A 25228-nucleotide genomic window follows, 5' to 3' on the forward strand; every position below is an offset into this window, starting at 1 on the left:
CGGGGTTGCACTCCAGCGTAGTGATTGTGTGTGATTTTTAAAAAGCTGGTTTTTAATAGCCAGGATCAATATCTACACTTTCAATATCAACAACCAACAGAGGGTCAATCAAAGGTTCATCATCGACACGATGGACGGTAACTACCGCTAGCGCTGGTCCGAACTCGCCATGTATTGGATCAAATGCCCTGAGATGAACACTCACCTCTACTGATTCGCCGTCGCCCAGAAGGTCTATTTGTGGCCAGTTCTGTTCTCGGCATAAAGGCCAGTCAAGTAACTGCTCTCCAGGGATAACACTCAGTTTTTTGATGTCATTGCGAATTTTGTATTGGCCGCGAAATTGAGGTTTTGCAGCACGAGGAACCAGATTGACATCTGAATCACTTGAAAGGCCGTAAATGTAATAATGCCAAGGTGTCATGCCCCAAACCAGGATAAGCACCCCCGCCTCGAATAAATCATTCGCGATTTCAGTCTCGCAAAATTCTTTTTGTAAATCGATAATTGCAGTGCTGGAGGCTCCTGTTACGATCGCATCCATTTTCTCCAGATCGGCCAGGAAAAAGCCCAAACGAGCAGCGCCATCATATACCGGTCCCGCTTGAAGTATTGGTAAAGGAGTGGGGTCAAGCTCTTTTTCAATGAGTGCTTTTACATTTAAGATTTCACTGTATTGAAGTAGCGGCCGTATATGATCGGGCACTTCACCCAGCGCCTTTAGGGGGCTATCCAGAAAGACCGTCAATTCCAGAGTGTAGTTTCCAGCAGTCATAGCCTCTGAGTCGAGGGTTAAGCGCTTACCTTCCAGGTTAATAAATGCGCCTTGAGAGTCAGCATCCAAAGTAAAAGAGATTTTTTTCTTTGAAAGCAGTGTCGACTCAAGGGTTTTATCATACCGAATTGTCTCTTGACCTCGGGCCCAGCCAAATATCACCTTTCGCTGTACTGTTGAGAACTCTGAGAAATCAAAGTCCCCTAGCCTTATAGATTCACCTCCAACATCAAGCTCGCCACTGGCTATAACTCTGGAATCATTCAGCGTGATATATTTTACGTGCTCTTTTGTCATTAACTGCATCTCCCCAAGCTAGAGCCTTTGAACGAACACATTTTTGCTGCAATCTACTACCAGATATCAGGTGTTTTTGCGGCGGTCGACATGGCGTGTATAACGCTGTCGAATTTGCGGTCGACTATTAAAATCAGGATATTATTGCCTATCTTTTTAGCGACCCAGCTAACGGGGTGATCCGGTTCGAGCCTGTCTAATTTAAGCGTACATTCTTTTACGCCATGGAGCGTCCTGCCACTTCTTCCGAGCGTGCCCATTCTATAATCTACAAACTGTCTCATGCTTGAACCTTCATCCACATTATAGATATCAAGGTCTACACCAGAGATTAATTCAGGACATGCCCTGGCCTGCTCTAATACTTCAACGGTATGTATAGCCAAGTCGTCGATTTTTAATGTATTTTCAATGGATTCCTGATTGATTTTTTTCGAGCTCATTTGGATTAACCTCTAATCTCCGGATCGTAATACCAAAGTTATTAACTTGAAGCCCTCTTTTCACATCGAAATACTGGCCCTGAAACCGCAGGCTGATTTTTCACCCGCTAATCAGCGAATACTTTTCTTATCAAATTCGCGACTTTAGCCTTAAGTATCTCATCGTCAAGTTCATACACTTCTCTTGACTGGTCTGGCTCGTACATATCCGCAGCACAAAATATACTGGACAAGCACTCGCTCAACGAAGGCTCATCCAGTTGAAGAACGTTCCTGTCTCGCTCAATTTTCCAAAGCTCACTATAGGCCTCAGAGAAAATTTCTGATGTCAGCCTTCCCGCGACATACGACTTTGCAAACTCCAAAAGCGTGAGACTCATCTCAGCACTCCTTTTCAATAACCTTATCAAGCAGCTGAGTTACCGGCACACACCGTTTTCTCTGCCAGTCCGCTAGCAGCGTCGGCCACATTCTTTTCATATCCGCCTTAAGCTTGCAACCAGATCATCCCAGAAGCGCAGTGCCTCCTTATCATTCTGGAAGCTTAAACCACGATCAAGTGTGCTCATTTCAATGACAGTGTAAGGCTCCATGCTCGACTCAGGTGTGCCCGGGTATTCAAGCCGGAAGGAATAGATTGTCCTACCCTCGACCTTCGACTTGAGCAATAACTCTTCAAATTTTAATCCGGCTACTATCTTCTTTGATTTTCTTATCACAGAAGTTTTGGACAGAACGCTAGTCAATAACGATGTCAGTACACCCGACGTCCTTTCTTCGTAACGCGTCAGAAGGCTCGGCTCTGGCTTACCAATACGCTGAGTGTCAAATGTCAAATGAATACCGGTTACGGAGGATACAGGTAATCCGATCGAGACTTGCTCCTTGAAAGTATCAAGGGGCAAAGTGAGATAACCGGCTTCAATAGCAAATGTCCCGGCTGGCGGGCGTTCAGCCGGGTTGCGAGAATAAATTAGCGCATTGATCTCTTTTGCACGTGCAATGGCCATGTTTATACCTGCTAAAGAAATAGATCCTACAGATTGTTTATATAGCGTATTACCCTTGGTCAAATAAAATATATCCATAGAGTAATTGGTTAATTTGGACACAACAATGGCACCCCCTCCGTCCAGCTCGACGGTTCGATCATAATCTGCAGCACCCGACTCATGGAGTATATTTATTTTTTTAATCGTGTCGGAAACCTCCGCAATGAGGTCGCGCTTTCCATTATGGCTAACGAGTTGTATTTTCTTGTCAATGATCTTATAGGCCGACCAAATATTCGCTCCATCGGTAGGCACCTCAAATGTATACCTGCCAAAATAAAATGGTTTTTTTGTGGTAGACATATCATTGGCTTCGCTATCGACACTGGCTAAGAGCGCAAATATTAAAAGACCTGCGGTATTGAGCAAGCTTATATGTTTTTTGTACTGGAACATGTTTCAAGTATCCTTACCCTGCTAGACCGCGTTGCATGTTGCATTTTTATGCCAGTGTACCGGGCTCGAATGAGATCTGAAACGCATTGAAATCACCAAAAAAAACACATTCGCGAAGAGCACACTAGATTCGATCCCAGACAGGTTCAGGACCGAAGCGTTGCGCGAGAAAATCGAGCATGGCGCGCAAGGCTAAAGACATGTGCTTTCGTGAGGCATACACCGCGAAGATCCCCAACTCCATGGGCTGGTACGACGGCAGCAGCGCAACCAGTTGACCTTGTTGAATCAGCGGCGACGCCAGGTAGGTCGGCAATAGCGCCACTCCTGCCCCACACAGGGCTGCCTGCATTGTGGTGATCGAATCATTGCTGGTGAGGTTACCCTTCACCGCAACGCTTTTCGGCAGGCCTTTATGGGTGAAGTGCCAGAGGCTGCTGCTGTGATAGGTATGCGTCAGGCAGTTATGCAGTGTCAGGTCTTCGATAGCCTTGGGCGCTGAATGCCTTTTCAGATAATCCGGCGAGGCGCACACCACTGAACGGCAGGTGGTCAGGCGTCGGGCGATCAGATTGGGGTCCAGCTCATTGGTGATGCGAATCGCCAGATCCATGCGCTCATCCACCAGATTGACGGTGCGGTCGAGCAGCACCATGTCCACACTGACTTGTGAGTACTGCCCGACAAACTCAGTCACCGCGAGCATCAGTTGCGCCTGACCGAACGACGTACTGGCCGTCACGCGCAGCAGTCCTTTCGGCTCATCCTCTGGCGCTGCAACCACTGCACGCATGTCCTCGACCAGATCCAGCATTCGTCGGCACAGGGGCAAGACTTCCGCTCCGGCAGCGGTAAGATTCAGGCGTCGCGTGGTGCGGTGCATCAAACGGGCTCCGGTCCAGTCCTCCAGCTCGGCGAGGAATCTGGAAACTACCGGCCTTGATAGCCCGAGCTTGTCCGCCGCAGCGGTCTGGCTTCCGCAATCCACGACGGTGACGAAAGCCTGCATTGCCAACAACTTGTCCATGATTCGACCGTTTTCAGAAACAAACCTGAGCCCAATCTAGCGTTTTTCGGGTTATAAATCTCAACTAATCTGCCTGCTCTTATCATTGCCACGATGGAGCTCGACATGATTTCGCTGTCCGCACGACGCTTATTAGCCACTTTCGCCCTGCTCGGCTTTGCGGGTGCAAGCCAGGCCGCACAGCCCCTCAAGCTGGACGTCTATAACCCGGGTGAAGGTGCCATTTTCCCGGTCTCATCAGTCCTGGTAACGGGTGAGAAAGACGCGGTTCTGGTGGATGCGCAGTTTTCCAACACTCAAGCCGAGCAGATCGTCGAGGAAATCCGCAAGAGCGGTAAAAACCTGACCACTATTTACATCAGCCATGGCGACCCGGACTACTACTTCGGTCTGCAAACCATCACCTCCGCTTACCCAAAGGCCAAGGTTGTGGCCAGCGCCCAGACCGTGGCGCATATCAACGAAACCAAGGATGCCAAGCTGGCTTATTGGGGACCCAAGCTGGGCGCGGCCGCACCGAGCAAAGTCATCGTGCCAGACGTGCTACAGGGTAACGAGCTGAAGCTGGAAGATCAGAAACTGCAGGTCATTGGCCTCAACGGTCCGCAACCCGAGCGCAGCTTCGTCTGGATCCCGTCGATCAAGGCCGTGATAGGCGGCGTGGTGCTGTCCAGTAACATTCACGTATGGATGGCCGATACCCAGAGCGCCAAATCCCATCAGGACTGGCTGGAGACTCTGGCGACCATCGAAAAGCTCAAGCCAGCGACGATTGTGCCGGGCCACTTCCTGCCGGGCGAGCAGACCGCCCTGCAATCACCGACATTCACAGCGGACTACATCAAAACCTTTGATGCCGAAACGGCCAAGGCCAAAGACTCTGCCGCACTGATTGCAGCGATGAAAGCGCATTACCCGAAACTGGCGGATGACTCTTCGCTGGTGCTGAGCGCGAAAGTGGCCAAAGGTGAAATGAAGTGGTAAGTGCGCCGATCAGCGTCACTTACCTTTTCGACCCACTGTGTGGCTGGTGCTATAGAGCCTCGTCAGTGCTACAGCGCATTGATGCGTTGGACGAGTTCAGCGTCACGCTTCTCCCTACCGGCTTGTTCGCGGATAACAACTCGCGGGTGATGGACCCGGGCTTTGCAGATTATGTCTGGTCCAATGACCTGCGAATCGGCGCGCTGACCGGCCAGCCATTCAGCGAGGTTTACCAACGTCAGGTACTTGAGGATCGCACTCGCCGTTTCGATTCGGGGCCTGCGACCCGGGCGCTCAGCGCGGTGGCAGTGACTGAGCCATCCCGGGAGCTGGAGGCGTTGGCAGCGATGCAACGCGGCCGCTATGTTGAAGGGCTGGACATCACCCACCTTGAGGTTCTTGCTCGCATTCTCACGGGCATGGGACTGAGCGAGGCTGCCAGCCTTTTGCTTGCGCAGGATGATGGGTTACTTAGTCATTCCCGTGAAAGGGTCAAGGTAGCGCAGGCGATCATGGCTCAGGTCGGCACCGGTGGTGTTCCTGCGCTTGTGCTCGGGGCTGGCAAGGCGAGACGCCTGATCAGCTCGAATGTTCTGTTTGGAGGTTGGGAGGGGTTGATCAAGGATTTGCGTGCCGGAAAATAGGCCGTAGGAGCGGCTTTAGCCGCGAGGGGGCCAGTACATCCGCAATATTCGCGCTGACAGACATAACGCCCTCCCGGCTAAAGCCAGTCCTACGGTATTGCGCAGATCCGTAGGAGCGGCTTCAGCCGCGAGGGCGTAATACCTGAACATAAAAATCAGGCAAAAAAAAGCGACCCGTTAAGGTCGCTTTTCTTCGCTTCAAGGAGTTCAAGGGCCTCGAAGCTATGTATGGCGCAGCGGACGGGACTCGAACCCGCGACCCCCGGCGTGACAGGCCGGTATTCTAACCGACTGAACTACCGCTGCGTATCGCTCGGACTTGCGTCCGTTTGAATCGTTGAAGCAGGCTTTCGAGAACCTGCTTCGTTGTAACCCTGACCGAGAAGCCTTGAGGCTTTTCAATCGCAGACCAGACTGATCTGATCCGTCAAATATGGCGCAGCGGACGGGACTCGAACCCGCGACCCCCGGCGTGACAGGCCGGTATTCTAACCGACTGAACTACCGCTGCTTGTCGGTGGACTTACGTCCGATGTAGCTATGTTTACAACTTTGAAACTCACGAAGTGGTGGGTGATGACGGGATCGAACCGCCGACCCGCTGCTTGTAAGGCAGCTGCTCTCCCAGCTGAGCTAATCACCCTTTGCTTCGTTGAGGCCGCGAAATTTACGCACCTAACGAACCTAAGTCAATACCCTGCTTGAAGTTTTTTTTAAGAGCAGCTTCAAGCCGCAAGTTTCAAGCTCCAAGCCAGAACCAAAAAAGCGAACCCGAGGGCTCGCTTTCTCTTGCAGCTTGAAACTTGCCGCTGCTACAGATAAATCATCTTCTTGCTCATGCCACCGTCAACCACGAACTCTTGGCCCGTGACGAAACCGGCATTGCGCGACAGCAGCCATGCGACCATTGCCGCGACGTCATCCACCGTGCCTACCCTGCCCGCCGGATGTTGTGCATGATCGGCCTCTGAGAGCGGCTCAGCGCGGCGCACAGACGGATCCCGTGTGTCGATCCAGCCGGGGCTGACTGCATTGACGCGAATCTCAGGTCCAAGGCTGATGGCCAGCGAGTGGGTCAACGCCAACAGACCGCCCTTACTCGCTGCATACGCTTCGGTATCGGCTTCTGACTGGCGAGCCCGGGTTGAGGTCAGGTTGATAATGCTGCCCGCGTGAGCGCGCAAGTAGGGAGCGCAGTGCTTGGCCAGCAGCATCGGGCCACTGAGGTTGATCCCCAGCACCCGATTCCAGTGCGCCAGGCTCAGACTTTCAAGCGTGGTGTTATGCGGATCGGCAATCGCAGCATTGCACACCAGCGCATCGACACGACCAAACTGGCCGATAACATCGGCCACGCCAGCCGCGACCTGCTCTTCGCTGGAAACGTCCATGGCAATGAAGATCGCGTTATCACCCAGCGCCTGAGCAACCAGAGCGCCTCGCGTGCGATCCACATCGACCAGCACCACCTGCCAGCCCTCGGTAACCAGCCAGGCAGCAATGCCCAGGCCGATCCCTCGTGCAGCCCCCGTTACCAGGGCCACCCGCCCATGACTGGTGCTGGCGGCCTCCATCACCCAGTCATTCACAGTGCCGCAAGACCGCGCGCCAGATCCGCCTTCAGGTCAGCGACATCTTCCAGACCTACAGCAACCCGGATCAGGCTGTCGCGAATACCCGCAGCTTCACGCTCCTGAGGCGCCAGACGTCCGTGGGACGTGGTGCTCGGGTGAGTGATAGTGGTTTTGCTATCGCCCAGATTGGCGGTGATCGAAATCAGGCGTGTCGCATCGATGAAACGCCACGCGCCATCCTTGCCACCCTTGACCTCGAAGCTCACCACGGCACCAAAGCCTTTTTGCTGACGCTGCGCCAACCCATGCTGCGGATGGCTCTTGAGACCGGCGTAGTGCACTTTCTCGATGCCGTCCTGCTGCTCCAGCCACTCGGCCAACTCAAGCGCACTGGCACAGTGTGCGCGCATACGCAGGTTCAGGGTTTCGAGGCCCTTGAGGAAAATCCACGCATTGAACGGGCTCAGCGTCGGCCCGGCAGTACGCAGGAAGCCCACCACTTCTTTCATCTGTTCGCTACGACCGGCCACCACACCGCCCATGCAACGGCCCTGGCCATCGATGAACTTGGTAGCGGAGTGCACAACCACGTCAGCCCCCAACGACAGCGGCTGCTGCAGCGCTGGGGTGCAGAAGCAATTGTCGACCACCAGCAGGGTGCCTTTTGCATGGGCGATTTCTGCCAGAGCGGCGATATCGACCAGCTCTGCCAGAGGATTGGACGGTGATTCGACAAACAGCATTTTGGTGTTGGGTTTGATAGCGGCGTCCCAGCCAGCCAATTCGGCCAATGGAACGTAATCCACCTCGACGCCAAAACGCTTGAAGTACTTCTCGAACAGACTGATGGTCGAACCAAACACACTCCGGGAAACCAGCACATGGTCGCCAGCGCTGCACAGGCTCATCACCACCGCCATGATCGCGGCCATGCCAGTGGCAGTGGCAACTGCTTGCTCGGCGCCTTCCAGTGCCGCGATACGCTCTTCGAAAGAACGCACCGTCGGGTTGGTGTAGCGCGAGTAAACGTTACCCGGTACTTCTCCTGCGAAACGCGCAGCCGCATCGGCGGCTGTGCGGAACACGTAGCTTGAGGTGAAGAACATCGGATCGCCATGCTCGCCTTCCGGCGTGCGGTGTTGACCGGCACGCACAGCGAGTGTGTCGAACCCAACGCCCTCAAGGTCGCTGTCCAGCCGACCGGCATCCCATTCCTGAGTCATGCGCCCTCTCCGTGATGATTAGTTGTTGTACAGATCGATGATCGCGCTGACCGCCTGGGTCTTGACCTTGGAGGCGTCGTTACGCGCCGACTCGATCTTGTTCAGGTAGTGCTCGTCGATATCACCGGTCACGTACTTGCCGTCGAAGACCGAGCAATCGAAGTTGTCGATTTTGATTTTCTTGCTGCCACTGACCGCTTCGATCAGGTCATTCAGGTCCTGATAGATCAACCAGTCGGCACCGATCAGATCGGCAACGTCCTGAGTGCTGCGGTTATGAGCGATCAGCTCATGAGCGCTTGGCATGTCGATGCCGTAGACGTTCGGGTAACGAACGGCAGGTGCAGCGGAGCAGAAGTAGACATTCTTGGCACCGGCTTCACGGGCCATCTGGATGATCTGCTTGCACGTGGTGCCACGCACGATGGAGTCATCCACCAGCATGACGTTCTTGCCGCGGAATTCCAGCTCGATGGCGTTGAGCTTCTGGCGTACGGATTTCTTGCGTGCAGCCTGACCGGGCATGATGAACGTGCGGCCGATGTAACGGTTCTTGACGAAACCTTCGCGAAACTTGACGCCCAGGTGGTTCGCCAGTTCCAGTGCCGCCGTACGGCTGGTGTCCGGAATCGGGATAACCACGTCGATGTCGTGATCCGGACGCTCGCGCATGATCTTGTCGGCCAGCTTCTCGCCCATGCGCAGACGCGCCTTGTAGACCGAGATACCGTCGATGATCGAGTCCGGACGCGCCAGATAGACGTGTTCGAAAATGCACGGTGCATACTTGGGATTGGTTGCGCACTGACGAGTGTGCAGCTTGCCATCTTCAGTGATGTAAACCGCTTCGCCCGGCGCCAGGTCGCGAATCAGGGTGAAACCCAGCACGTCCAGCGAGACGCTTTCGGAGGCAATCATGTACTCGACGCCTTCGTCGGTATGACGCTGGCCGAAGACGATCGGGCGGATGGCATCCGGATCGCGGAAACCGACGATACCGTAACCGGTGATCATGGCGACCACGGCGTAACCACCACGGCAGCGCTTATGCACGTCGGTCACAGCGGCGAAGATGTCTTCTTCGGTTGGCTGCAACTTGCCGCGCACGGCCAGCTCATGAGCGAAAACGTTGAGCAGCACTTCCGAGTCGGAATTGGTGTTGACGTGGCGCAGGTCAGATTCGTAAATCTCCTTGGCCAGTTGCTCAACGTTGGTCAGGTTACCGTTATGCGCCAACGTGATGCCATACGGCGAGTTGACGTAAAACGGCTGAGCTTCGGCCGAAGTCGAGCTGCCTGCAGTTGGATAGCGCACATGACCAATACCCATGTGACCGACCAGGCGCTGCATATGGCGCTGGTGGAACACATCACGTACGAGTCCGTTGTCCTTGCGCAGGAATAACCGGCCGTCGTGGCTGGTTACGATACCGGCAGCGTCCTGGCCGCGGTGCTGGAGGACGGTGAGCGCGTCATACAGCGCCTGATTGACGTTCGACTTACCGACGATACCGACGATGCCACACATGCGACACAACCCCTACTTAGTGGAACTGGATTTACCGAGCACTTCCTGCGGCATTGTAGGCGGCAGGAGGTGTTCCTTGAACGGCAGTTCAGCAGGTACGCTGACTCCGCTGGCGAGCCACTTGCTGGACATCCCGAGAATCAGGTTTTTCGACCAGTCAGCGACCATGAGAAATTGCGGCACCAACCTCGATTGCTGCCACCATTGATCCTGTTGTACCGGCCCCAGGCTCAATAGCCCGACTGCCACTACTACAAGCAAGCCTCCGCGCGCTGCGCCAAAGACCATGCCGAGAAAGCGATCGGTTCCGGAAAGCCCGGTGACACGAATCAGTTCCCCAATAAGAAAGTTGATCATTGCGCCAACCAGCAAGGTGGCGATGAATAGAATAGTACAGGCCGCAATAACCCGAAACGACGGCGTTTCGATGTAATTGACGAAATAACCCGATAATCCCGCACCAAACATCCAGGCGACGACACCTGCAATGATCCAGGTCACCAGAGACAGGGCTTCTTTGACGAAGCCGCGCTTGAGACTGATCAGAGCGGAGATAGCGACGATCGCGAGGATCGCCCAGTCGACCGGGGTAAAGGGCACGTTTGAGCCTGCAAACAGATAAGGCGGCGCATTTTAGCAGAGCGCTCACCTGCCGGTAAGCGACATTTCCGGCCCAGGCTGCGTGAAAACTACTGCAGGCTGGGAAACTTCGTTTTTTACGCACGCAATACCGCGTTTAAAGCAGGCGAAAAATGCTCATTTAGAACACCTGGAGTCGGACGCGACCCCAGCCGTTTTTCGCCTGCTTGATTCGCTCCGCTCGCCCTCCGGGCCAGCCTGCGGCTGTTACTCGCTCCGCTCGTTGCGCCTTGTCTTGCCGTCGCTCGCTACGTTTTCACACAGTCTGGGCGGCGTGAATTCATCTGAAAAGCATCAACCCTGCTCAGGCTGAAACCGCACCACAATGCCCTTGAGTTTCTGCTGCTTGTCGAGTTGATCACGCAGGCGGTCAGCTTCTGCACGCTCGATCAGTGGCCCCACAAACACCCGGTTCACCCCGTTTGCGGTACGGATGTAGGCGTTGTAGCCCTGAGTACGCAGAGTCTTCTGCAGGTTGTCGGCGTTGGCACGATTGGACATGCTCGCCAGCTGCACCGACCAGCTTACCGACAGACCGTTCGCGTCGACACCTGATGGCGTGGCAGGTTTGGCAGCCGCTTGTGCTGGCGGCGACGCCGGTGTTGGCGTCGGAGCTGGCGTCTGAGCTGGCGGAGTCACTGGCTTGGTGGCCGGTTTGGCTGCAGGCGGGGTCGCAGTCTTCACTTCAGGCGGAGCCGGAGCGATAGGCATGGACGGTGCCTGGGTTTGCGCGGCTATTTCATCGTCGCCAGGGATAGGCTCCTGAGTGGGAACCTGAGGATCAGGCACCGGCACCGGCTGAACCTGCACTTGAGGTGCTGCAGGCGCTTGCGGGGCAGCAGGTGCATCGACCTGAACATGGCGCGTCTCATCCTGACGCGTGAACAGCATCGGCAGGAAGATCACCGCCACGGCGATAAGCACCAGGGCACCGACCATTCGCTGTTTGAATACGTTATCCAGCAGAGCCATTTGCAGCTTCCTCTATGGCGTGCCGGGTCAACCATTCCAGGGCCTCGGCAACACAGTAAAAAGACCCGAACAGCAGAATTTCGTCATCGGCTGTAGCGTGCGCGCACTGGGCTTCCAGTGCCAACGCAACACTCTGATAGGACGTCACGTGTGCGCCAAGGTTCTCAAGCGCCACCTGCAAATCAGCCGCAGGCCGGCTGCGTGATGTCGGAAGCGGTGCAACGGCCCAGTCATTGATACTGGAAGCCAGCTCGGCAACGACACCTTCCAGTTCCTTGTCAGCCAACAGACCAAAGACCGCCAGACGTTTACCCGCCACCGGACGCTGAGCCATGCGCTGGGCCAGAAACTGCGCAGCATGGGGGTTGTGCCCCACATCCATCAGCAGATTCAGGCGCTTGCCATGCCAGTTGAAGACGCGACGATCCAGACGACCGATGATCCGCGTATCGAGCAATGCAGCACGAATCAGCTCCGGCTGCCAGGCAATATCCAGCAATAGATAAGCCTGCAAGGCCAAGGCAGCGTTTTCCATAGGAAGGTCGAGCAATGGCAAATCGAGCAACTCAACCGGCTCGCCCTGCCCGTCTCGCCCCGTCCAGTTCCAGTTACGCTCAGTGATCGACAGGTCGAACTCACGACCGCGCAGCATCAGCGGACAATTGAGTTGTTCGGCCTTATCCAGCAATGGCACAGGCGGATCAGGATCACCGCACAAGACTGGGCAACCTTCACGGAAAATCCCCGCTTTTTCGAACGCTACGGACTCGCGGGTATCACCCAGCCAGTCGGCATGGTCGATACCGATACTGGTCACTACCGCCAGATCGGAATCAATCAGGTTGACGGCATCCAGGCGACCACCCAGCCCCACTTCAAGCACCGCAACGTCAAGCGCCGCCTGCTCGAACAGCCAGAAAGCCGCCAGCGTCCCCATCTCGAAATAAGTCAGCGTGACATCGCCACGCGCGGCCTCTACGACGGCGAACGCATCACAGAGCTCGACATCAGTGGCTTCAACACCCTGCACCTGCACACGCTCGTTGTAGCGCAGCAAATGCGGGGAACTGTAAACACCGACTTTAAGACCCTGGGCACGGAGCAACGAGGCCAGAAAGGCGCAGGTCGATCCTTTGCCGTTGGTCCCCGTTACGGTAATCACCCTGGGCGCAGGCCGGGTCAGGCCCAATTGCCGAGCGACCTGCCGTGACCTGTCCAGCCCCATATCAATGGCAGAGGGATGCAGCTGCTCAAGATAGGCGAGCCAGTCGCCCAGGGATCCTGGCGTCATACGTTGGCGGGCGCCGGAGGAACGATGATTGGCTCGATGACCGGCGCGACGAACTTGGGTGTCGGCAGATTCATCATTTGCGCCAGGAGGTTACCCAGACGCTGACGCAGTTCCTGGCGAGGAATGATCATGTCGATAGCGCCGTGATCCAGCAGGAATTCACTGCGCTGGAAGCCTTCCGGCAGTTTTTCGCGAACTGTCTGCTCGATGACGCGAGGCCCGGCAAAGCCGATCAGCGCCTTTGGCTCAGCGACGATCACGTCACCCAGCATCGCCAGACTTGCAGAAACACCGCCGTAAACCGGATCGGTCAGTACGGAAATGAATGGCAGGCCTTCTTCGCGAAGACGGGCCAGCACGGCCGAGGTCTTGGCCATTTGCATCAGCGAGATCAACGCTTCCTGCATGCGCGCACCGCCTGAAGCGGCGAAGCAGATCATCGGGCAGCGTTTTTCCAGAGCATAGTTGGCAGCCTGAACGAAGCGCTCGCCGACGATCGCGCCCATCGAGCCGCCCATGAAGGAAAACTCGAACGCCGAGACCACGACAGGCATGCCCAACAGGGAGCCGCTCATGGAAATCAGAGCATCTTTTTCACCGGTCTGCTTCTGAGCACCGACCAGACGGTCCTTGTACTTTTTGCTGTCGCGGAATTTGAGACGGTCAACCGGCTCCAGATCGGCACCGATTTCGGAACGGCCTTCTTCATCCAGGAAGATATCCAGACGAGCACGAGCGCCGATACGCATGTGGTGATTGCACTTCGGGCAAACGTCCAGGGTCTTTTCCAGCTCTGGACGATAGAGCACCGCTTCGCAGGATGGGCATTTATGCCAGAGGCCTTCAGGAACCGAGCTCTTCTTGACCTCGGAACGCATGATCGAAGGGATCAGTTTGTCTACCAACCAGTTGCTCATGCTTTATATCTCCAGTACCGGTGGCTCGAACGCCGGGTGACTCAGCACCCTGCGCATGCCCTTTAACTAATTCGTAAATGAATCGAAGCAGCTTGCCTGTGGCTGACACATATCTTGTCCTGGCCAGCCAGCCGCGCAGCTTCAATCGCGATTCAACAACCGTGGCGAGGCCATTCGAACCTCACCCGTAAAAAATCTCCCCCGCTTATCCGGGGCTGGCTGCCTGTCGCACAGACAGGATTATGGACGGTGGCCGATGAAAACCCGTCACATCGAACCGCCATCAGCAGCCGTGCACTGCACTCATGAATGCACGAATCTTGTCATGATCCTTGATGCCTTTGCTCTTCTCTACCCCGCCGCTGACATCCACCGCGTAAGGCCGAACCTGCGTAATGGCCTGAGCTACGTTGGCAGAGGTCAAACCACCGGCCAGGATAATCGGTTTTTCCAGACCGCTCGGAATCAGCGCCCAGTCGAAGGTCTCGCCCGTTCCGCCGGGAACGCCCGCGACGAACGTGTCGAGCAGGATACCGCTGGCCCTCGCGTATAGACGGCAACTGGCAGCAATATCGTCACCGGCCTGCACCCGCAATGCCTTGATGAACGGACGATGATAGCCGTCACACTGTTCAGGCGTCTCATCTCCGTGGAACTGCAACATATCCAGTGGCACAGCATCCAGAGTTTCGTTGAGCTCGCAACGACTGGCATTGACGAACAAACCGACCGTGCTGATGAACGGCGGCAAGGCGGCAATGATTGCCCGCGCTTGCTGAACGCTTACCGCTCTCGGGCTTTTGGCGTAAAACACGAAGCCGATGGCATCGGCCCCCGCCTCGACGGCAGCCAATGCATCTTCTATGCGGGTAATCCCGCAGATCTTGCTGCGAACGGCTGACATGTAAAGAAAACCTCAAGCCTTTCGGGAAAGGCCCGGATGTTAACAAATGCTGCTACAGGCGTCAGCCGTCAAGTTCCGAGAACCCTGTGAGAAAGTGCGGACCGATATAACGCTCCGGCAACGGAAACTCATCGCGATACTCCACTTGAACCAGATACAGCCCGAACGGGTGAGCGGTCACCCCGCCCGTACGACGAACCTTGCTTTCCAGTACCTCGCTCGCCCACTCGACCGGCCGCTCTCCTGCGCCAATGGTCATCAGCACGCCAGCGATGTTGCGAACCATGTGGTGCAGAAACGCGTTGGCGCGCACATCAATGACAATCATCTTGCCGTGCTGCGTAACCCGCAGATGATGCAGCTGTTTGACAGGCGACTTGGCCTGGCACTGCCCGGCACGGAAAGCACTGAAATCATGGGTACCGACCAGGTACTGCGCTGCCTGCGCCATGCGCTCGACGTCCAGCGGGCGATGATTCCAGGTGATTTCCTGATTCAGGTGCGCGGGACGGATCTGGTCGTTATAGATAACGTAGCGGTACCGGCGCGCAATGGCTTTGAAGCGCGCATGAAAATCTGCGGGCATGATCTTGGCCCAGCTGACGCTGATGTCATGAGGCAGATTGATATTGGCGCCCATCACCCAGGCTTTCATGGAGCGCTGGGCCTGAGTATCAAAATGCACGACTTGTCCGCACGCATGTACACCGGCATCGGTTCGTCCGGCACACATCAACGAGACTGGCGAGTCGGCGACTTTCGACAAGGCGTCTTCGAGGGTTTCCTGAACCGTCAGCACGCCGGATGCCTGACGCTGCCAACCTGAGTAACGCGAGCCTTTGTACTCGACTCCGAGCGCAATTCGGGAAAAGCCTTCAGCAGCCATTTCAGCTGCCGGGTTATCAATGTTCGCCAAGAGGTAAAAGCCTGTCGGATTGCAAAATGGCGGCCATTATAGGGCCGTCGAAAAAAGACGCCATGTGCCCGACGCTATAAAAGCAAACGGCCGCATAAGCGGCCGTTGCAATACAGCGGTAACGAATCAGACCAGACGAGAGAGCATGTCCCGCGCCTCGGTCTTCTGACCGTCATCACCTTCGGTCACTACTTCATCGAGGATATCGCGAGCACCATCGCTGTCCCCCATTTCGATGTAGGCGCGGGCCAGATCGAGCTTGGTGGCAGCTTCGTCGGTGCCGGACAGGAAGTCGAACTCCGGCTCATCGTCCATCAATGCCATGTCATCAGCGGTGAAGCTCGGCGCTTCGAACGGCTCAGCCATCGGCGGGTGTTCAAGATTTTGCGACAAACGCTCCAGCTCGGCGTTGACGTCTTCGATCTCCGAAGCAAACGCCTGGGCAGCAGGATCAGACTCGATTTCGTCAGACAGCGACAGGTCGAAGTCATCCGGCAAATCCAGATCGTGCTCCAGTTCAGGCTCAGGAGCAGCTGCCACCACAGGCGCAGGCTCACCCAGGTCCAACGGTTCCTCATCGAGGCTGAGCAGGAACTCATCTTCCGTGGTCAACCCGGGCTCGTCTTCCGCCAGATCCAGATCAAAATCCTCCAGATCATCAGGCGTGCTGACCACCGGCGCTTCGGTCTGCTGCTTCAAGAGCGACTCAAAACTTGGCTCTTGCGGCTCAGGTACCGGCGCATCCAGTTCAAAATCATTCGCTTCAGCTGGCGCAGTCAGATCAACGACGTGTTCCGGCGAAGCCTGCTCCAGATCGTCCAGGCTCAGGTCGAAATCGTGCTCGAAGTCATCAGCCTCAGCAGCCGACACTTCAGACTCAGGGGCTGGCGCTACCACAACTGGCTCAGGTTCCAGTTCCGGCTCCGGCTCCGGCTCCGGCTCCGAAGCCAACTCTGGCTCTGGCTCTGGCTGTACGTCAGCGACAGGCGGCTGCGGCTCTTCTTCGTCGAGCAACAGTTCCTCGACGTATTTCGCATCCAGCTCGGCCGCCACTGCTGCTGCCGTCGCTGTTGCCGCCGCAGCTACAACAGCTGCGGTAACCATGGTCGGGTAACGACTCTTTAGCTGCTCGACCTCAGCTTCATGCTTTCCCCGTGCCACCACTTTGCGCTCGTGCGCGGCGAAGGCTTTGCTGTTGCCCTGCTCGGCGTAGATTTCCATCAGTTTCAGACGGATATCATCACGATCAGGATCTTCCTTGACTGCTTCTTCCAGCAGCTCGACGGCCTGATTCATACGGCCGTAAGCGATATGGATTTCAGCCTGAACCAGCGGATCAGCAGGACGTTCTTTCGGACCGCCAGCAGCAGGCGGTGGCGTCATTGCCACATTAGGCGAAGCGACGCCCAACCCTTCGAAACTGGCTTGCGGCAGCTCCATGTCCATATCAGACACAAAATCAGACTCTTCAGCCAGCGCACGCGCCATGCGCTTATGCTTCTCGGCTTCGGCCTTGGCATTGCGTCGACGGGCCAGGAACAGCATCAGCAGAAGCAGGAACAGCACCACAGCCCCGCCAATGATGCCGAGCACGATTGGATTGTTGAGCAACTGCTTGAAAGCGTTATCCGCATCGGACTCCGGCGCGACTACCGGCTCAACGGCCAACGGTTGATCTGCACCCGGCGCGGTGACCTGAGCGGCACCGGCGGGTAGCGCATCTTCAGGGGCAATTTCACCTGGCGGTTTGGCGGCAGCCTCAGGCGTACCCGGCGCGCCAACCACTGTTGCAGGCATGGCCGAGTCAGCAGGATTCGCAGCCGCTGTTGCGTCAGGGGCCGCACCCGGCGTTGCAGGTGGAACTACGCCCCCGGCAGCCTGCATTTTGGCCAGTTGATCGCTTTTCAACTGAATCAGACGCTGCATCTTGTCCAGTTGGCTTTGCAGGTCGTTCATGCGGCTCTTGAGCTCCGCGTTATCACGACGTGCGGTGTCCAGGTTCTCCTGAGCCACAGCCAGTTTGTTGCTTAATTCTTTTTCGCCTGCCGAACCTTTGCCCGCAGCGTTTGAACCTGCTGATACCAGGCTGAGGTTATCGCCTGCTTCCACACGGGAAGGTGCCTCTCCGGCACGATCACGACGAGTGGCATCCACCTGGCGCGTGCCGGAAGGCGTTCTGCGCCCCTGACGCCACGCCTGATTCTGCGCGGCCACTTCAGTGATCGCCTGGGGCTGAGGCATGGTGGTTGACTGCGACGGCGTAGGCAAACGCAACACCTGACCTTTCTTCAGTCGGTTGATATTGCCGCCGATGAATGCATCCGGATTCAGCGCCTGAATCGCCAGCATGGTCTGCTGCACGGTGCCGCCGTTGCGATTTTTCTCGGCAATTTCCCACAACGTGTCGTTGTTGCTGGTGGTATAGAGAGCTGGCTTGGCACTGGTGTCCGCAGTTGGCGCTGGAGCGGCTGGTGTCTCTGCGGCTGGCGTGGGTGCCGGAGGAACAGCCGGTTGCTCCGCAGCCGGTGCCGTAGATGGCAACTGGGTTGCAGCAGCTGGAGCTGAAGCGGTCGCAGCAGCAGCGGCCGCCGCTTCAGGGGAATATTTAGGCGGATCAAGCAGCAGGCTGTACTCGCGCAGCAAGCGACCGTTTGGCCACAACACTTGAACGAGGAATTTCACGAAGGGTTCGCGTACCGGCCTGCTGGAGGTGATACGCAAGACACTCTTGCCATTGGCGTTGATCACCGGAGTAAACGTGAGGTCGTTGAGAAACGCCTGACGGGTGACACCGGCCTGAGCGAAATCTGCGGTCGTTGCCAGACTCGGCACCACTTGCGAGGCGTTAAGGCCCTGCGCTTCCGTGAGTTCGATTTCGGCTACCAATGGCTGGTTCAGGGTCGACTTGACCGACAATTCCCCAAGCCCCAGCGCATGCGCCATTCCAGATGACAGCGCGGAAGCCGCAGCAATTGCTAAAACCAGTTTGCGAACCTGAACCATAGCCCATCCCTTGTTAAAAAATTCCTCGGCATCCGAGAGGTAAAAGTACTCATCTCAGGAGCTTGGAGGACACGCCTGGCTAGAATGATTCTTCAAATTGCCGCCAAGTATCTTTTACACATAGTCTTTTATCAACAATTCAGCGAGCTGCACAGCGTTGAGAGCGGCCCCTTTGCGTACATTGTCCGACGTAACCCACAGATTTAACTCACAAGGGTCGTCGATTCCACTCCGCACGCGTCCTACATAAACAACGTCCTGTCCTACAGCATCACCGACCGCAGTCGGATAATCACCGGCTTCGACCAACTCGATTCCAGCCGCCGATTCAAGTGCTTTGTTGACCGCTCCGAGATCTACAGGTGCCGCCGTTACCAGCGAAACCGTGAAGCTGTCGCCAAAAAACAGCGGTGCCTGCACGCTTGCCGCGGAAACCTTCAGTAAAGGCAGAGCCAGCAACTCTCGCAACTCCGCGACCAAACGCTTTTCCAGTGGCACATGCCCTTCTGCATCCGGCGTGCCCACTTGGGCCAGCAGGTTGAAGGCCATTTGCCGATCGAAAAAACGCGGCTCCAGCGGACGAACATTGAGCAACTCTGTCGTCTGGCGCGCCAGTTCAGCGACGCCTTCACGCCCTTGACTCGATACCGCCAGGCAGGCCGTGACGCTGACCCGCTGAATGTCCAGCACCGCCAGCAAAGGCGCCAGTGTCAGCGCCAGCGCTGCGCCGGAAGGGCTCGGACTACCCACCTGAAACGGTTTGCCGTACGACTCGATCAGCGCGCCATTGATCTCGGGAATCACGTTCGGCGCTTCTTCCGGGGATAGTCCGCCGGACAGATCAATGACCGAACAGCCGGCGGCAGTCGCACGCTCAGCATAGCTGCGGGTAATCGCCGGGCCAGCGGCAAAGAAGGCGACCTGCGCCTTGCTGAAATCGAACTCGTCGACTTCACGCACGCGCACATTCTTACCCCTGAACGGCACGGAATGACCTGCCGACTCGATACTGGCCAGCAGATGCAACTGCGCAACCGGGAAGTTACGCTCTTCGAGAATCTGGACGATGGTTTCGCCGACAGTACCGGTGGCGCCGATAACGGCAATATCAAAGGACTGATTCATGCAAAAACCTCAGGTAAAACGGGGAGCGGCACTTTAACCGCCGAGTACAAAGCAAGCAATTGACCGGCAACTTATTGGTTCACGGCTCAAGGCCTATGGGAAAGAACTCCCCGTGGCTCCAAACGCCCAGCCAGCGCTGACCGTCAATGTCACGGGAAACCGCCAGTTCTACCAACTGGTAGAACACGTTGCGATGAATCAGCGCTTCAAGGTTGGCCCGCACATGAATGTAAGGCGCAGGCTCTTCGGTCAGCGGATCGACCATTACGCGCAACGGGTGATCCGGACCGGCTTCGGTGTCGTCCTCGACATTGGTCGAAAAGCGCAGAATCTGCTGCTCGTCCTCGCCTTCCACCACCAGACTGACCGCTACGAATGGGGCGTCATCGACGCGAATCCGGACCTTCTCCACTGGAGTAATCAGGAAGTAATCGTCGCCGTCACGGCGCATGATCGTGGAAAACAACCTGACCATGGGCTTGCGACCAATCGGCGTACCCAGGTAGTACCAGGTGCCGTCCCGCGCGATACGCATATCGATATCGCCGCAGAAATCCGGATTCCATAGATGAACCGGTGGTAATCCCTTGCTCTTGGGGATCTGCGCAAACAGATCATTGGCCTTGCCCGGACCGGTCATTTTTTCTCCTTAGCGGCTCAAACCCAACAGACTGCGAGCATATTCCTCAAGCGGCGGGCCGAGCAGATCTTCTGGTTTATTGTCGTAGAACGTCAGCAATCCGCCACGAATACGAATACGGGCAGTGTCGATCAGGTAGCGAGTGCTGGTTTCGATCAACATCAACTGGATCACGCCGTTATCGATGCCGAGTCGGTCCAGCGCTTCCTGGTCGGACCATTCATCCGTGTTGCCGATACGATCATCAGCCTTGGCAAAACGAGTGTAGAGCAAGTAATGCGCGCCGAAACCACGGGCTTCGGTCATTGCCTCATCCAGCCCAAGCGGTGCACGGGCACGGCGGACCATTGGGAAATATTCGACGAAGCCGTTAAACGCCTCTTCAGCCACTACGTTCTGCTTGGGATGGGGGCTGGAATTAGGCGGTACGAACGCGCCTTGAGCGATATAGATGAACGAGTCAGCCTGTATGCGCCAATTGCCGATACGACGGGTTTCGCCGTGGTCAAGAATCCCGGCATCACTCAGTTGATCCTTGGTGCCCTGGGCCAGATCGCTGACACTCATGCAACCACTCAACGCCAACAGCGCCAGTAACAGAACCAGGCTACGCATTATTCCCCTCCCAAATGCCGGTGACGGAAAACCGGCGAATGGTCGTCGGATGCAGCTTCCGCGCCAGACCGCGTCGGGAAGCTGAATAATGCGGTTTTTAATGCGAAGCGCGCTTGAAACAGCGCCCTGTAGCAACCCGTTTACTGATCCGTGGAATCCGTTTTGGGATCGGCAATCGCGTCGGTATCGCGTTTGCGCTTGTTGCCCATCCGCACGCCAATGTCCATCAGGAACTGGAAAAAGCCTTCCTGATCTTCAAGGACGTTGCTCCAGAACGGCGAGTGGTACAGCGCAACCGCGCCATGGACCAGCGCCCAGGCGGCGCAATAGTGGAAATACGGCGGGACGTCTTCCAGCTTGCCTTCGTTGATCCGGCCTTTGATCAGCAGCGTCAGGTGTTCGAAGTTCGAGGCGCGGATCTTGTGCAGCTCTTCCACCAGCTCCGGTACCTGATTGCCTTTGACGACCTTCTCTTCAAGACGATCAAACAGGCGATAACGCTGCGGGTCGCGCATGCGGAACTCGAAGTAGGCGCGCGAGAGCGACTCCTTGTCCTTTTCCAGATCCGCTGAATGCAGTAACTCGTTCAGATCACGCTCGTAGTCGAGCATCAGGCGCAAATAGATTTCCGCCTTGGATTTGAAGTGCTTGTAGATGGTGCCTTTGCCAATACCGACGGCGTCCGCAATCATCTCGACAGTAACGCTGTCTTCGCCTTCTTCAAGAAATAACTTAAGCGCCGTGTCGAGGATTTCCTGCTCACGACGGCGAAACTCACGGACCTTACGAGGTTCTTTTTGCATATTAAGAAGGTCTGCACGGCTCAAAATCGAAGCTCTGCATTATGCCTAACCCGCGCGAAATTGCACGGATCATCCGATCATGGTGCGTTAAATGCGTGAAGTGCGTTTTTTGACGGGAAAGTGTCGGACAATCCGGGACTTCATTTCAAGGAGAGAATGGCGTCGATCTTATCGCGGGCAAGCACCGCTCCCACATGAGGTTGCGGTTCCATGTGGGAGCGGTGCTTGCCCGCGATAAGATCGACTCAAAACTCAAATGTACTCAAGAACCCTGGCGCTATTCCAAATCTGTTTAAAAAACGTACAGAAGCTACTGGACGCAGGCAGATCATGACCAATACTCATTACGTTGGCGCGACATCTCCCCCAAGTGGCGTGCCAATAAAGGTGCCGATGGATAGCGCACCTTTGTTTTACTCCTAATGGTCTTAACCCGGATTCCCCCCCCAGAACCCGGGTTTTTTTTGCCCGCGATTCTGTTAAGCCCTCAGATGCGCCAAGGGGAACAGTCGGGCGAAGTTTGCAGTCGTCATTTCAGCAAACTGCTCGTACGACTCACCGCGCAACATGGCCAGAAACTCAGCCACTTCACGCACGTACTGAGGCAGGTTAGGCTTGCCTCGGTACGGGATCGGCGCGAGATAAGGCGAGTCCGTTTCTACCAACAACCGATCCGCTGGCACCTGACGTGCCACGTCTCGCAGCGCATCGGCGTTGCGGAAGGTGACGATTCCGGACAGGGATATGTAAAAGCCAAGATCCAGCGCTGCCTTGGCCATGTCCCAGTCTTCGGTGAAACAATGCAGCACCCCGCCCTGGGGCAACGCAGCCTCGCGCAGCAGGCTCAAGGTGTCGGCCCGCGCGCCTCGGGTGTGAACTATGACCGGCTTGCCAGTCATGTTCGCGGCTTGCAGATGGAGCCGAAACGACGCCTGCTGCAGTTCCGCCGCTTCAGGCTCGTAATGGTAATCCAGGCCGGTTTCGCCAATCGCTACCACCCGCGGGTGATCCAGTTCCTTGAGCAACCAGTCCAGCGCCGGCGTTTCGCCCGGCGTCAGGTCCAGTGGATGAATGCCCACCGAGCAATCAACGTCGTCGTATCGTTCAGCCAGCGCCTTGACCGCTGCGGCATTATCAGCGCTGACGCCAATGCAGAGAAAGTGTCCGACACCTCGGTCACGCGCTGCCTCAAGGGCAGCATCAAGCGATCCGGAATGCTCGGCAAGGTCCAGGCGGTCAAGGTGGCAGTGGGAATCTACAAGCATGGAATAGGCAACTACATCGTGTGAGTGGGACGGTCGGACTTCAAAGCACCGGCCAGATAGGTTTCGATCATGGTACGAGCGGTGGTGTCGCCGTCATTGAATTGCACGCCGACGCCAGCCGCACGATTACCTTGCGCACCCTTGGGGGTAATCCACGCCACCTTACCCGCCACCGGAATTTTTTCCGGCTCTTCCATCAGGTTCAGCAGCATGAATACCTCATCCCCCAGTTTGTAGCTTTTGCTGGTAGGGATGAACAGCCCGCCATTTTTGATAAAGGGCATGTAGGCTGCATAAAGAACGGACTTGTCCTTGATGGTCAGAGACAAAATGCCATTTCGTGGACCGGAACTCGGCGGCAAGCTCATGACAACTCCTATCAAATAAAACATAACCAACTGAATTGAAATGTATTTTTTGTAGGAGCCAACTTGTTGGCGAGGCGGAATTCCTGACGATGCAGCCCCGCCGTCTCGCCAACAAGTTGGCTCCTACAGGACTGCATTTGCTGCGCGACGGTGTGGTGTCATCGGCACCGGGCGACCTCTTCGCTAACCAAATGAAGATAACCCGCTAAAGCCTAGCGCTGACTGGTCAGCCCCGCCCATTGGACCAGCAAAGCCTCAAGCAGTAATACTCTGTTCAGGTTGGCCTTGGACATGACTTTCTGACGCTGGGCCAGAATCCAGTCCTGAATCTCAAGCACCTTGCCCTGCGCGGACTTCTGCGCCAGATACTGCACTACTTTGCGCATATCCTCCAAACCCAGACCTTGCTCGTCCCCGGTCAGTTGATATCGCAAAACCAGGTGCGACCAGTCGCAGAACCAGTCAAACAGCAGCAACAGCGGGATATCTTTCCAGCCCTCAGCCAGCTGGGTTGGCGATTGTTGCTGCTTGAGCAGCTTCTTCACGCCATCCACCACTTGAGCACGCTGCTCACGCACGCCCTGGGTCTGAAGACTGACAGCAGCAAGCGGCGAACCGGCGGCTAGTGTCAGCAACTCGCGCCGCTCATCCTCGCTGCTCTCCGGCAATGCCTTGGCCAGCCAGGTGAGACTCATGTCTTCACTGGGCAGCGGGCAGGCCTGCTGTACACAGCGGCTTTTGACCGTCGGCAACAGTCGGCTGGGTTGATGACTGACCAGCAGCAGAACGGTATTGCCCGACGGCTCTTCAAGGCTTTTCAGCAAGGCGTTGGCGGCATTGATGTTCATCGACTCTACCGGCTCGATCAACACCACTTTGCGACCGACCATTTGCGCAGTCTGCACCACGAAACTCACCAGATCGCGGACCTGATCGACCTTGATCGCCTTGTCCGCCTCTTCCGGCTCCAGCACGTAATTGTCCGGGTGACTTCCCGCCAGCAACAACAGGCAGGATTTGCATTGGCCGCACGCCTCCAGACCTTCCGGGCGCTGGCACAGCAGACTGGCCATCAACCGCTCAGCCAGCGCTCGCTTGCCAATGCCGATCGGCCCATGCAGCAAATACGCATGGGCGTGTTGAGCACGACCGGCCAATTGCTGCCAGAGCTGCTCCTGCCAGGGATAAGCTTCAGCCACGGTGCAGACTCAACAGCTCGGGCAACAATGCGTCGAGGGAACGCTGCACGTCAGGCAGGGATTGCGCAGCGTCCACCAGGCGATAACGATCAGGTTCAGCATTGGCGCGATTCAGATACGTACTGCGCACGGCGTCAAAAAAGGTTCGGCCTTCCTGCTCGAAACGATCCAGCCGCCCCCGGGCCGTGGCGCGTGCCAGCCCCACTTCTACCGGCAAATCGAATACCAGCGTCAGGTCCGGGCGCAAATCGCCCTGTACGAAATTCTCCAACGCAGCAATCCGCTCATGGGACAAGCCACGGCCGCCCCCCTGATAGGCGTAAGTGGCATCCGTGAAACGATCACACAGGACAACCGCGCCACGTGCCAGGGCCGGACGAATCACTTCCGCCAGATGCTGCGCTCGCGCAGCAAACACCAGCAGCAATTCGGTATCGGCGTGCATGGCCTCATCGCTGGGTGCCAGCAGCAGCTCGCGAATGCGTTCAGCCAGCGGCGTACCGCCCGGCTCACGTGTCAGCAGTACATCAATGCCTTCGGCGCGCAGTTGCGCGGCAAGGTATTCACGATTGGTGCTTTTACCCGCACCTTCCGGGCCTTCGAGGGTGATAAACAGGCCGGTCACAGGT

Annotated in this window: 25 protein-coding genes and 3 tRNA genes; 2 read left to right on the forward strand and 26 right to left on the reverse strand. The window is 56.4% G+C overall.

Going from position 1 to position 25228, the window contains the following annotated elements; translation table 11 throughout:
• Nucleotides 1-52 precede the first annotated feature (52 nt).
• The 5 genes from H8S59_RS05735 to H8S59_RS05755 form a co-directional block, all read right to left on the reverse strand.
• Entirely contained in the window at nucleotides 53-1072 is a 1020-nt protein-coding gene (locus H8S59_RS05735; protein WP_246475094.1) for a hypothetical protein, read from the reverse strand.
• A 56-nt stretch (nucleotides 1073-1128) separates the two neighbouring features.
• Nucleotides 1129-1515, reverse strand: a complete 387-nt coding sequence (locus H8S59_RS05740; RefSeq protein ID WP_187520787.1) for a hypothetical protein — start codon at nucleotides 1513-1515, stop codon at nucleotides 1129-1131.
• A 107-nt stretch (nucleotides 1516-1622) separates the two neighbouring features.
• Nucleotides 1623-1895 (reverse strand): colicin immunity domain-containing protein, encoded by a 273-nt coding sequence (locus H8S59_RS05745; RefSeq protein WP_187520788.1) that lies wholly within the window; start codon nucleotides 1893-1895, stop codon nucleotides 1623-1625.
• A 96-nt stretch (nucleotides 1896-1991) separates the two neighbouring features.
• The gene (locus H8S59_RS05750; protein ID WP_187520789.1) at nucleotides 1992-2963 is read right to left on the reverse strand and encodes a T6SS immunity protein Tli4 family protein; all 972 of its coding nucleotides are present in this window, start codon (nucleotides 2961-2963) and stop codon (nucleotides 1992-1994) included.
• 124 nt (nucleotides 2964-3087) lie between these two features.
• Complete coding sequence (locus tag H8S59_RS05755) at nucleotides 3088-3990, reverse strand: LysR family transcriptional regulator (protein ID WP_187520790.1); 903 nt, start codon at nucleotides 3988-3990, stop codon at nucleotides 3088-3090.
• Between the two features lie 105 nt (nucleotides 3991-4095).
• Between H8S59_RS05755 and H8S59_RS05760 the strand changes: the two genes are divergently transcribed.
• Complete coding sequence (locus H8S59_RS05760; protein WP_187520791.1) at nucleotides 4096-4974, forward strand: MBL fold metallo-hydrolase; 879 nt, start codon at nucleotides 4096-4098, stop codon at nucleotides 4972-4974.
• Nucleotides 4968-5618, forward strand: a complete 651-nt coding sequence (locus tag H8S59_RS05765; protein ID WP_187520792.1) for a DsbA family protein — start codon at nucleotides 4968-4970, stop codon at nucleotides 5616-5618. The genes H8S59_RS05760 and H8S59_RS05765 overlap by 7 nt, the downstream gene beginning before the upstream one ends.
• Nucleotides 5619-5847: 229 nt before the next feature.
• Here the strand turns inward: H8S59_RS05765 and H8S59_RS05770 are convergent.
• The 21 genes from H8S59_RS05770 to tmk all read right to left on the reverse strand — a co-directional run bounded on the left by H8S59_RS05770 (nucleotide 5848) and on the right by tmk (nucleotide 25224).
• Nucleotides 5848-5924: transfer RNA gene (locus tag H8S59_RS05770), tRNA-Asp, on the reverse strand.
• Nucleotides 5925-6052: 128 nt separating this feature from the next.
• Nucleotides 6053-6129 (reverse strand) — tRNA-Asp (locus H8S59_RS05775).
• Between the two features lie 56 nt (nucleotides 6130-6185).
• Nucleotides 6186-6261 (reverse strand) — tRNA-Val (locus tag H8S59_RS05780).
• 169 nt (nucleotides 6262-6430) lie between these two features.
• Nucleotides 6431-7192, reverse strand: coding sequence for an SDR family oxidoreductase (locus H8S59_RS05785; RefSeq protein ID WP_095093381.1), 762 nt, complete (start codon nucleotides 7190-7192; stop codon nucleotides 6431-6433).
• A gap of 11 nt (nucleotides 7193-7203) precedes the next feature.
• On the reverse strand, nucleotides 7204-8415 hold the full coding sequence (locus H8S59_RS05790; RefSeq protein ID WP_187520793.1) for an O-succinylhomoserine sulfhydrylase: 1212 nt from the start codon (nucleotides 8413-8415) through the stop codon (nucleotides 7204-7206).
• Nucleotides 8416-8433: 18 nt separating this feature from the next.
• Nucleotides 8434-9942: an amidophosphoribosyltransferase gene (purF, locus tag H8S59_RS05795; RefSeq protein ID WP_027901102.1), complete on the reverse strand. Its 1509-nt coding sequence runs from the start codon at nucleotides 9940-9942 to the stop codon at nucleotides 8434-8436.
• A 12-nt stretch (nucleotides 9943-9954) separates the two neighbouring features.
• A complete protein-coding gene (locus H8S59_RS05800) occupies nucleotides 9955-10542 on the reverse strand; it encodes a CvpA family protein (RefSeq protein ID WP_095093383.1) in 588 nt (195 codons plus the stop codon).
• 333 nt (nucleotides 10543-10875) lie between these two features.
• On the reverse strand, nucleotides 10876-11553 hold the full coding sequence (locus H8S59_RS05805) for an SPOR domain-containing protein (protein WP_095093384.1): 678 nt from the start codon (nucleotides 11551-11553) through the stop codon (nucleotides 10876-10878).
• Nucleotides 11537-12844 carry a bifunctional tetrahydrofolate synthase/dihydrofolate synthase gene (gene folC / locus H8S59_RS05810; RefSeq protein WP_187520794.1) on the reverse strand — a complete coding sequence of 436 codons (1308 nt, stop codon included), beginning with the start codon at nucleotides 12842-12844 and terminating at the stop codon, nucleotides 11537-11539. Before folC ends, H8S59_RS05805 begins: the two co-directional genes overlap by 17 nt.
• Entirely contained in the window at nucleotides 12841-13761 is a 921-nt protein-coding gene (accD, locus tag H8S59_RS05815) for an acetyl-CoA carboxylase, carboxyltransferase subunit beta (RefSeq protein WP_027901098.1), read from the reverse strand. Before accD ends, folC begins: the two co-directional genes overlap by 4 nt.
• Before the next feature lie 283 nt (nucleotides 13762-14044).
• Complete coding sequence (locus H8S59_RS05820) at nucleotides 14045-14665, reverse strand: phosphoribosylanthranilate isomerase (RefSeq protein WP_187520795.1); 621 nt, start codon at nucleotides 14663-14665, stop codon at nucleotides 14045-14047.
• A gap of 61 nt (nucleotides 14666-14726) precedes the next feature.
• Entirely contained in the window at nucleotides 14727-15551 is an 825-nt protein-coding gene (truA, locus tag H8S59_RS05825; RefSeq protein ID WP_095093387.1) for a tRNA pseudouridine(38-40) synthase TruA, read from the reverse strand.
• Nucleotides 15552-15707: 156 nt separating this feature from the next.
• Nucleotides 15708-18584 carry a motility hub landmark protein FimV gene (locus H8S59_RS05830; RefSeq protein WP_187520796.1) on the reverse strand — a complete coding sequence of 959 codons (2877 nt, stop codon included), beginning with the start codon at nucleotides 18582-18584 and terminating at the stop codon, nucleotides 15708-15710.
• 114 nt (nucleotides 18585-18698) lie between these two features.
• Entirely contained in the window at nucleotides 18699-19709 is a 1011-nt protein-coding gene (locus tag H8S59_RS05835; protein ID WP_187520797.1) for an aspartate-semialdehyde dehydrogenase, read from the reverse strand.
• Between the two features lie 79 nt (nucleotides 19710-19788).
• A complete protein-coding gene (locus H8S59_RS05840) occupies nucleotides 19789-20349 on the reverse strand; it encodes a DUF1285 domain-containing protein (protein WP_187520798.1) in 561 nt (186 codons plus the stop codon).
• 9 nt (nucleotides 20350-20358) lie between these two features.
• Nucleotides 20359-20964 (reverse strand): DUF4823 domain-containing protein, encoded by a 606-nt coding sequence (locus H8S59_RS05845; RefSeq protein WP_095093391.1) that lies wholly within the window; start codon nucleotides 20962-20964, stop codon nucleotides 20359-20361.
• 140 nt (nucleotides 20965-21104) lie between these two features.
• Nucleotides 21105-21767: a TetR/AcrR family transcriptional regulator gene (locus H8S59_RS05850; protein WP_187520799.1), complete on the reverse strand. Its 663-nt coding sequence runs from the start codon at nucleotides 21765-21767 to the stop codon at nucleotides 21105-21107.
• A 479-nt stretch (nucleotides 21768-22246) separates the two neighbouring features.
• Nucleotides 22247-23032, reverse strand: a complete 786-nt coding sequence (locus H8S59_RS05855) for a TatD family hydrolase (protein WP_187520800.1) — start codon at nucleotides 23030-23032, stop codon at nucleotides 22247-22249.
• Nucleotides 23033-23043: 11 nt separating this feature from the next.
• On the reverse strand, nucleotides 23044-23400 hold the full coding sequence (locus H8S59_RS05860; protein WP_095093394.1) for a PilZ domain-containing protein: 357 nt from the start codon (nucleotides 23398-23400) through the stop codon (nucleotides 23044-23046).
• A 212-nt stretch (nucleotides 23401-23612) separates the two neighbouring features.
• Entirely contained in the window at nucleotides 23613-24599 is a 987-nt protein-coding gene (locus H8S59_RS05865; protein ID WP_187520801.1) for a DNA polymerase III subunit delta', read from the reverse strand.
• Nucleotides 24592-25224, reverse strand: a complete 633-nt coding sequence (tmk, locus tag H8S59_RS05870) for a dTMP kinase (RefSeq protein WP_095093396.1) — start codon at nucleotides 25222-25224, stop codon at nucleotides 24592-24594. Before tmk ends, H8S59_RS05865 begins: the two co-directional genes overlap by 8 nt.
• Between the last annotated feature and the right edge of the window lie 4 nt (nucleotides 25225-25228).

The organism is Pseudomonas folii (genome assembly GCF_014357575.1).
Taxonomy (GTDB): Bacteria; Pseudomonadota; Gammaproteobacteria; order Pseudomonadales; family Pseudomonadaceae; genus Aquipseudomonas; species Aquipseudomonas folii.

Coding starts and splice junctions, on each gene's coding strand:
- H8S59_RS05735 (WP_246475094.1), bottom strand. CDS start 1,072: ATGACAAAAGAGCACGTAAAATATATCACGCTGAATGATTCCAGAGTT.
- H8S59_RS05740 (WP_187520787.1), bottom strand. CDS start 1,515: ATGAGCTCGAAAAAAATCAATCAGGAATCCATTGAAAATACATTAAAA.
- H8S59_RS05745 (WP_187520788.1), bottom strand. CDS start 1,895: ATGAGTCTCACGCTTTTGGAGTTTGCAAAGTCGTATGTCGCGGGAAGG.
- H8S59_RS05750 (WP_187520789.1), bottom strand. CDS start 2,963: ATGTTCCAGTACAAAAAACATATAAGCTTGCTCAATACCGCAGGTCTT.
- H8S59_RS05755 (WP_187520790.1), bottom strand. CDS start 3,990: ATGGACAAGTTGTTGGCAATGCAGGCTTTCGTCACCGTCGTGGATTGC.
- H8S59_RS05760 (WP_187520791.1), top strand. CDS start 4,096: ATGATTTCGCTGTCCGCACGACGCTTATTAGCCACTTTCGCCCTGCTC.
- H8S59_RS05785 (WP_095093381.1), bottom strand. CDS start 7,192: ATGGAGGCCGCCAGCACCAGTCATGGGCGGGTGGCCCTGGTAACGGGG.
- H8S59_RS05790 (WP_187520793.1), bottom strand. CDS start 8,415: ATGACTCAGGAATGGGATGCCGGTCGGCTGGACAGCGACCTTGAGGGC.
- purF (WP_027901102.1), bottom strand. CDS start 9,942: ATGTGTGGCATCGTCGGTATCGTCGGTAAGTCGAACGTCAATCAGGCG.
- H8S59_RS05805 (WP_095093384.1), bottom strand. CDS start 11,553: ATGGCTCTGCTGGATAACGTATTCAAACAGCGAATGGTCGGTGCCCTG.
- folC (WP_187520794.1), bottom strand. CDS start 12,844: ATGACGCCAGGATCCCTGGGCGACTGGCTCGCCTATCTTGAGCAGCTG.
- accD (WP_027901098.1), bottom strand. CDS start 13,761: ATGAGCAACTGGTTGGTAGACAAACTGATCCCTTCGATCATGCGTTCC.
- H8S59_RS05820 (WP_187520795.1), bottom strand. CDS start 14,665: ATGTCAGCCGTTCGCAGCAAGATCTGCGGGATTACCCGCATAGAAGAT.
- truA (WP_095093387.1), bottom strand. CDS start 15,551: ATGGCTGCTGAAGGCTTTTCCCGAATTGCGCTCGGAGTCGAGTACAAA.
- H8S59_RS05830 (WP_187520796.1), bottom strand. CDS start 18,584: ATGGTTCAGGTTCGCAAACTGGTTTTAGCAATTGCTGCGGCTTCCGCG.
- H8S59_RS05835 (WP_187520797.1), bottom strand. CDS start 19,709: ATGAATCAGTCCTTTGATATTGCCGTTATCGGCGCCACCGGTACTGTC.
- H8S59_RS05840 (WP_187520798.1), bottom strand. CDS start 20,349: ATGACCGGTCCGGGCAAGGCCAATGATCTGTTTGCGCAGATCCCCAAG.
- H8S59_RS05845 (WP_095093391.1), bottom strand. CDS start 20,964: ATGCGTAGCCTGGTTCTGTTACTGGCGCTGTTGGCGTTGAGTGGTTGC.
- H8S59_RS05850 (WP_187520799.1), bottom strand. CDS start 21,767: ATGCAAAAAGAACCTCGTAAGGTCCGTGAGTTTCGCCGTCGTGAGCAG.
- H8S59_RS05855 (WP_187520800.1), bottom strand. CDS start 23,032: ATGCTTGTAGATTCCCACTGCCACCTTGACCGCCTGGACCTTGCCGAG.
- H8S59_RS05860 (WP_095093394.1), bottom strand. CDS start 23,400: ATGAGCTTGCCGCCGAGTTCCGGTCCACGAAATGGCATTTTGTCTCTG.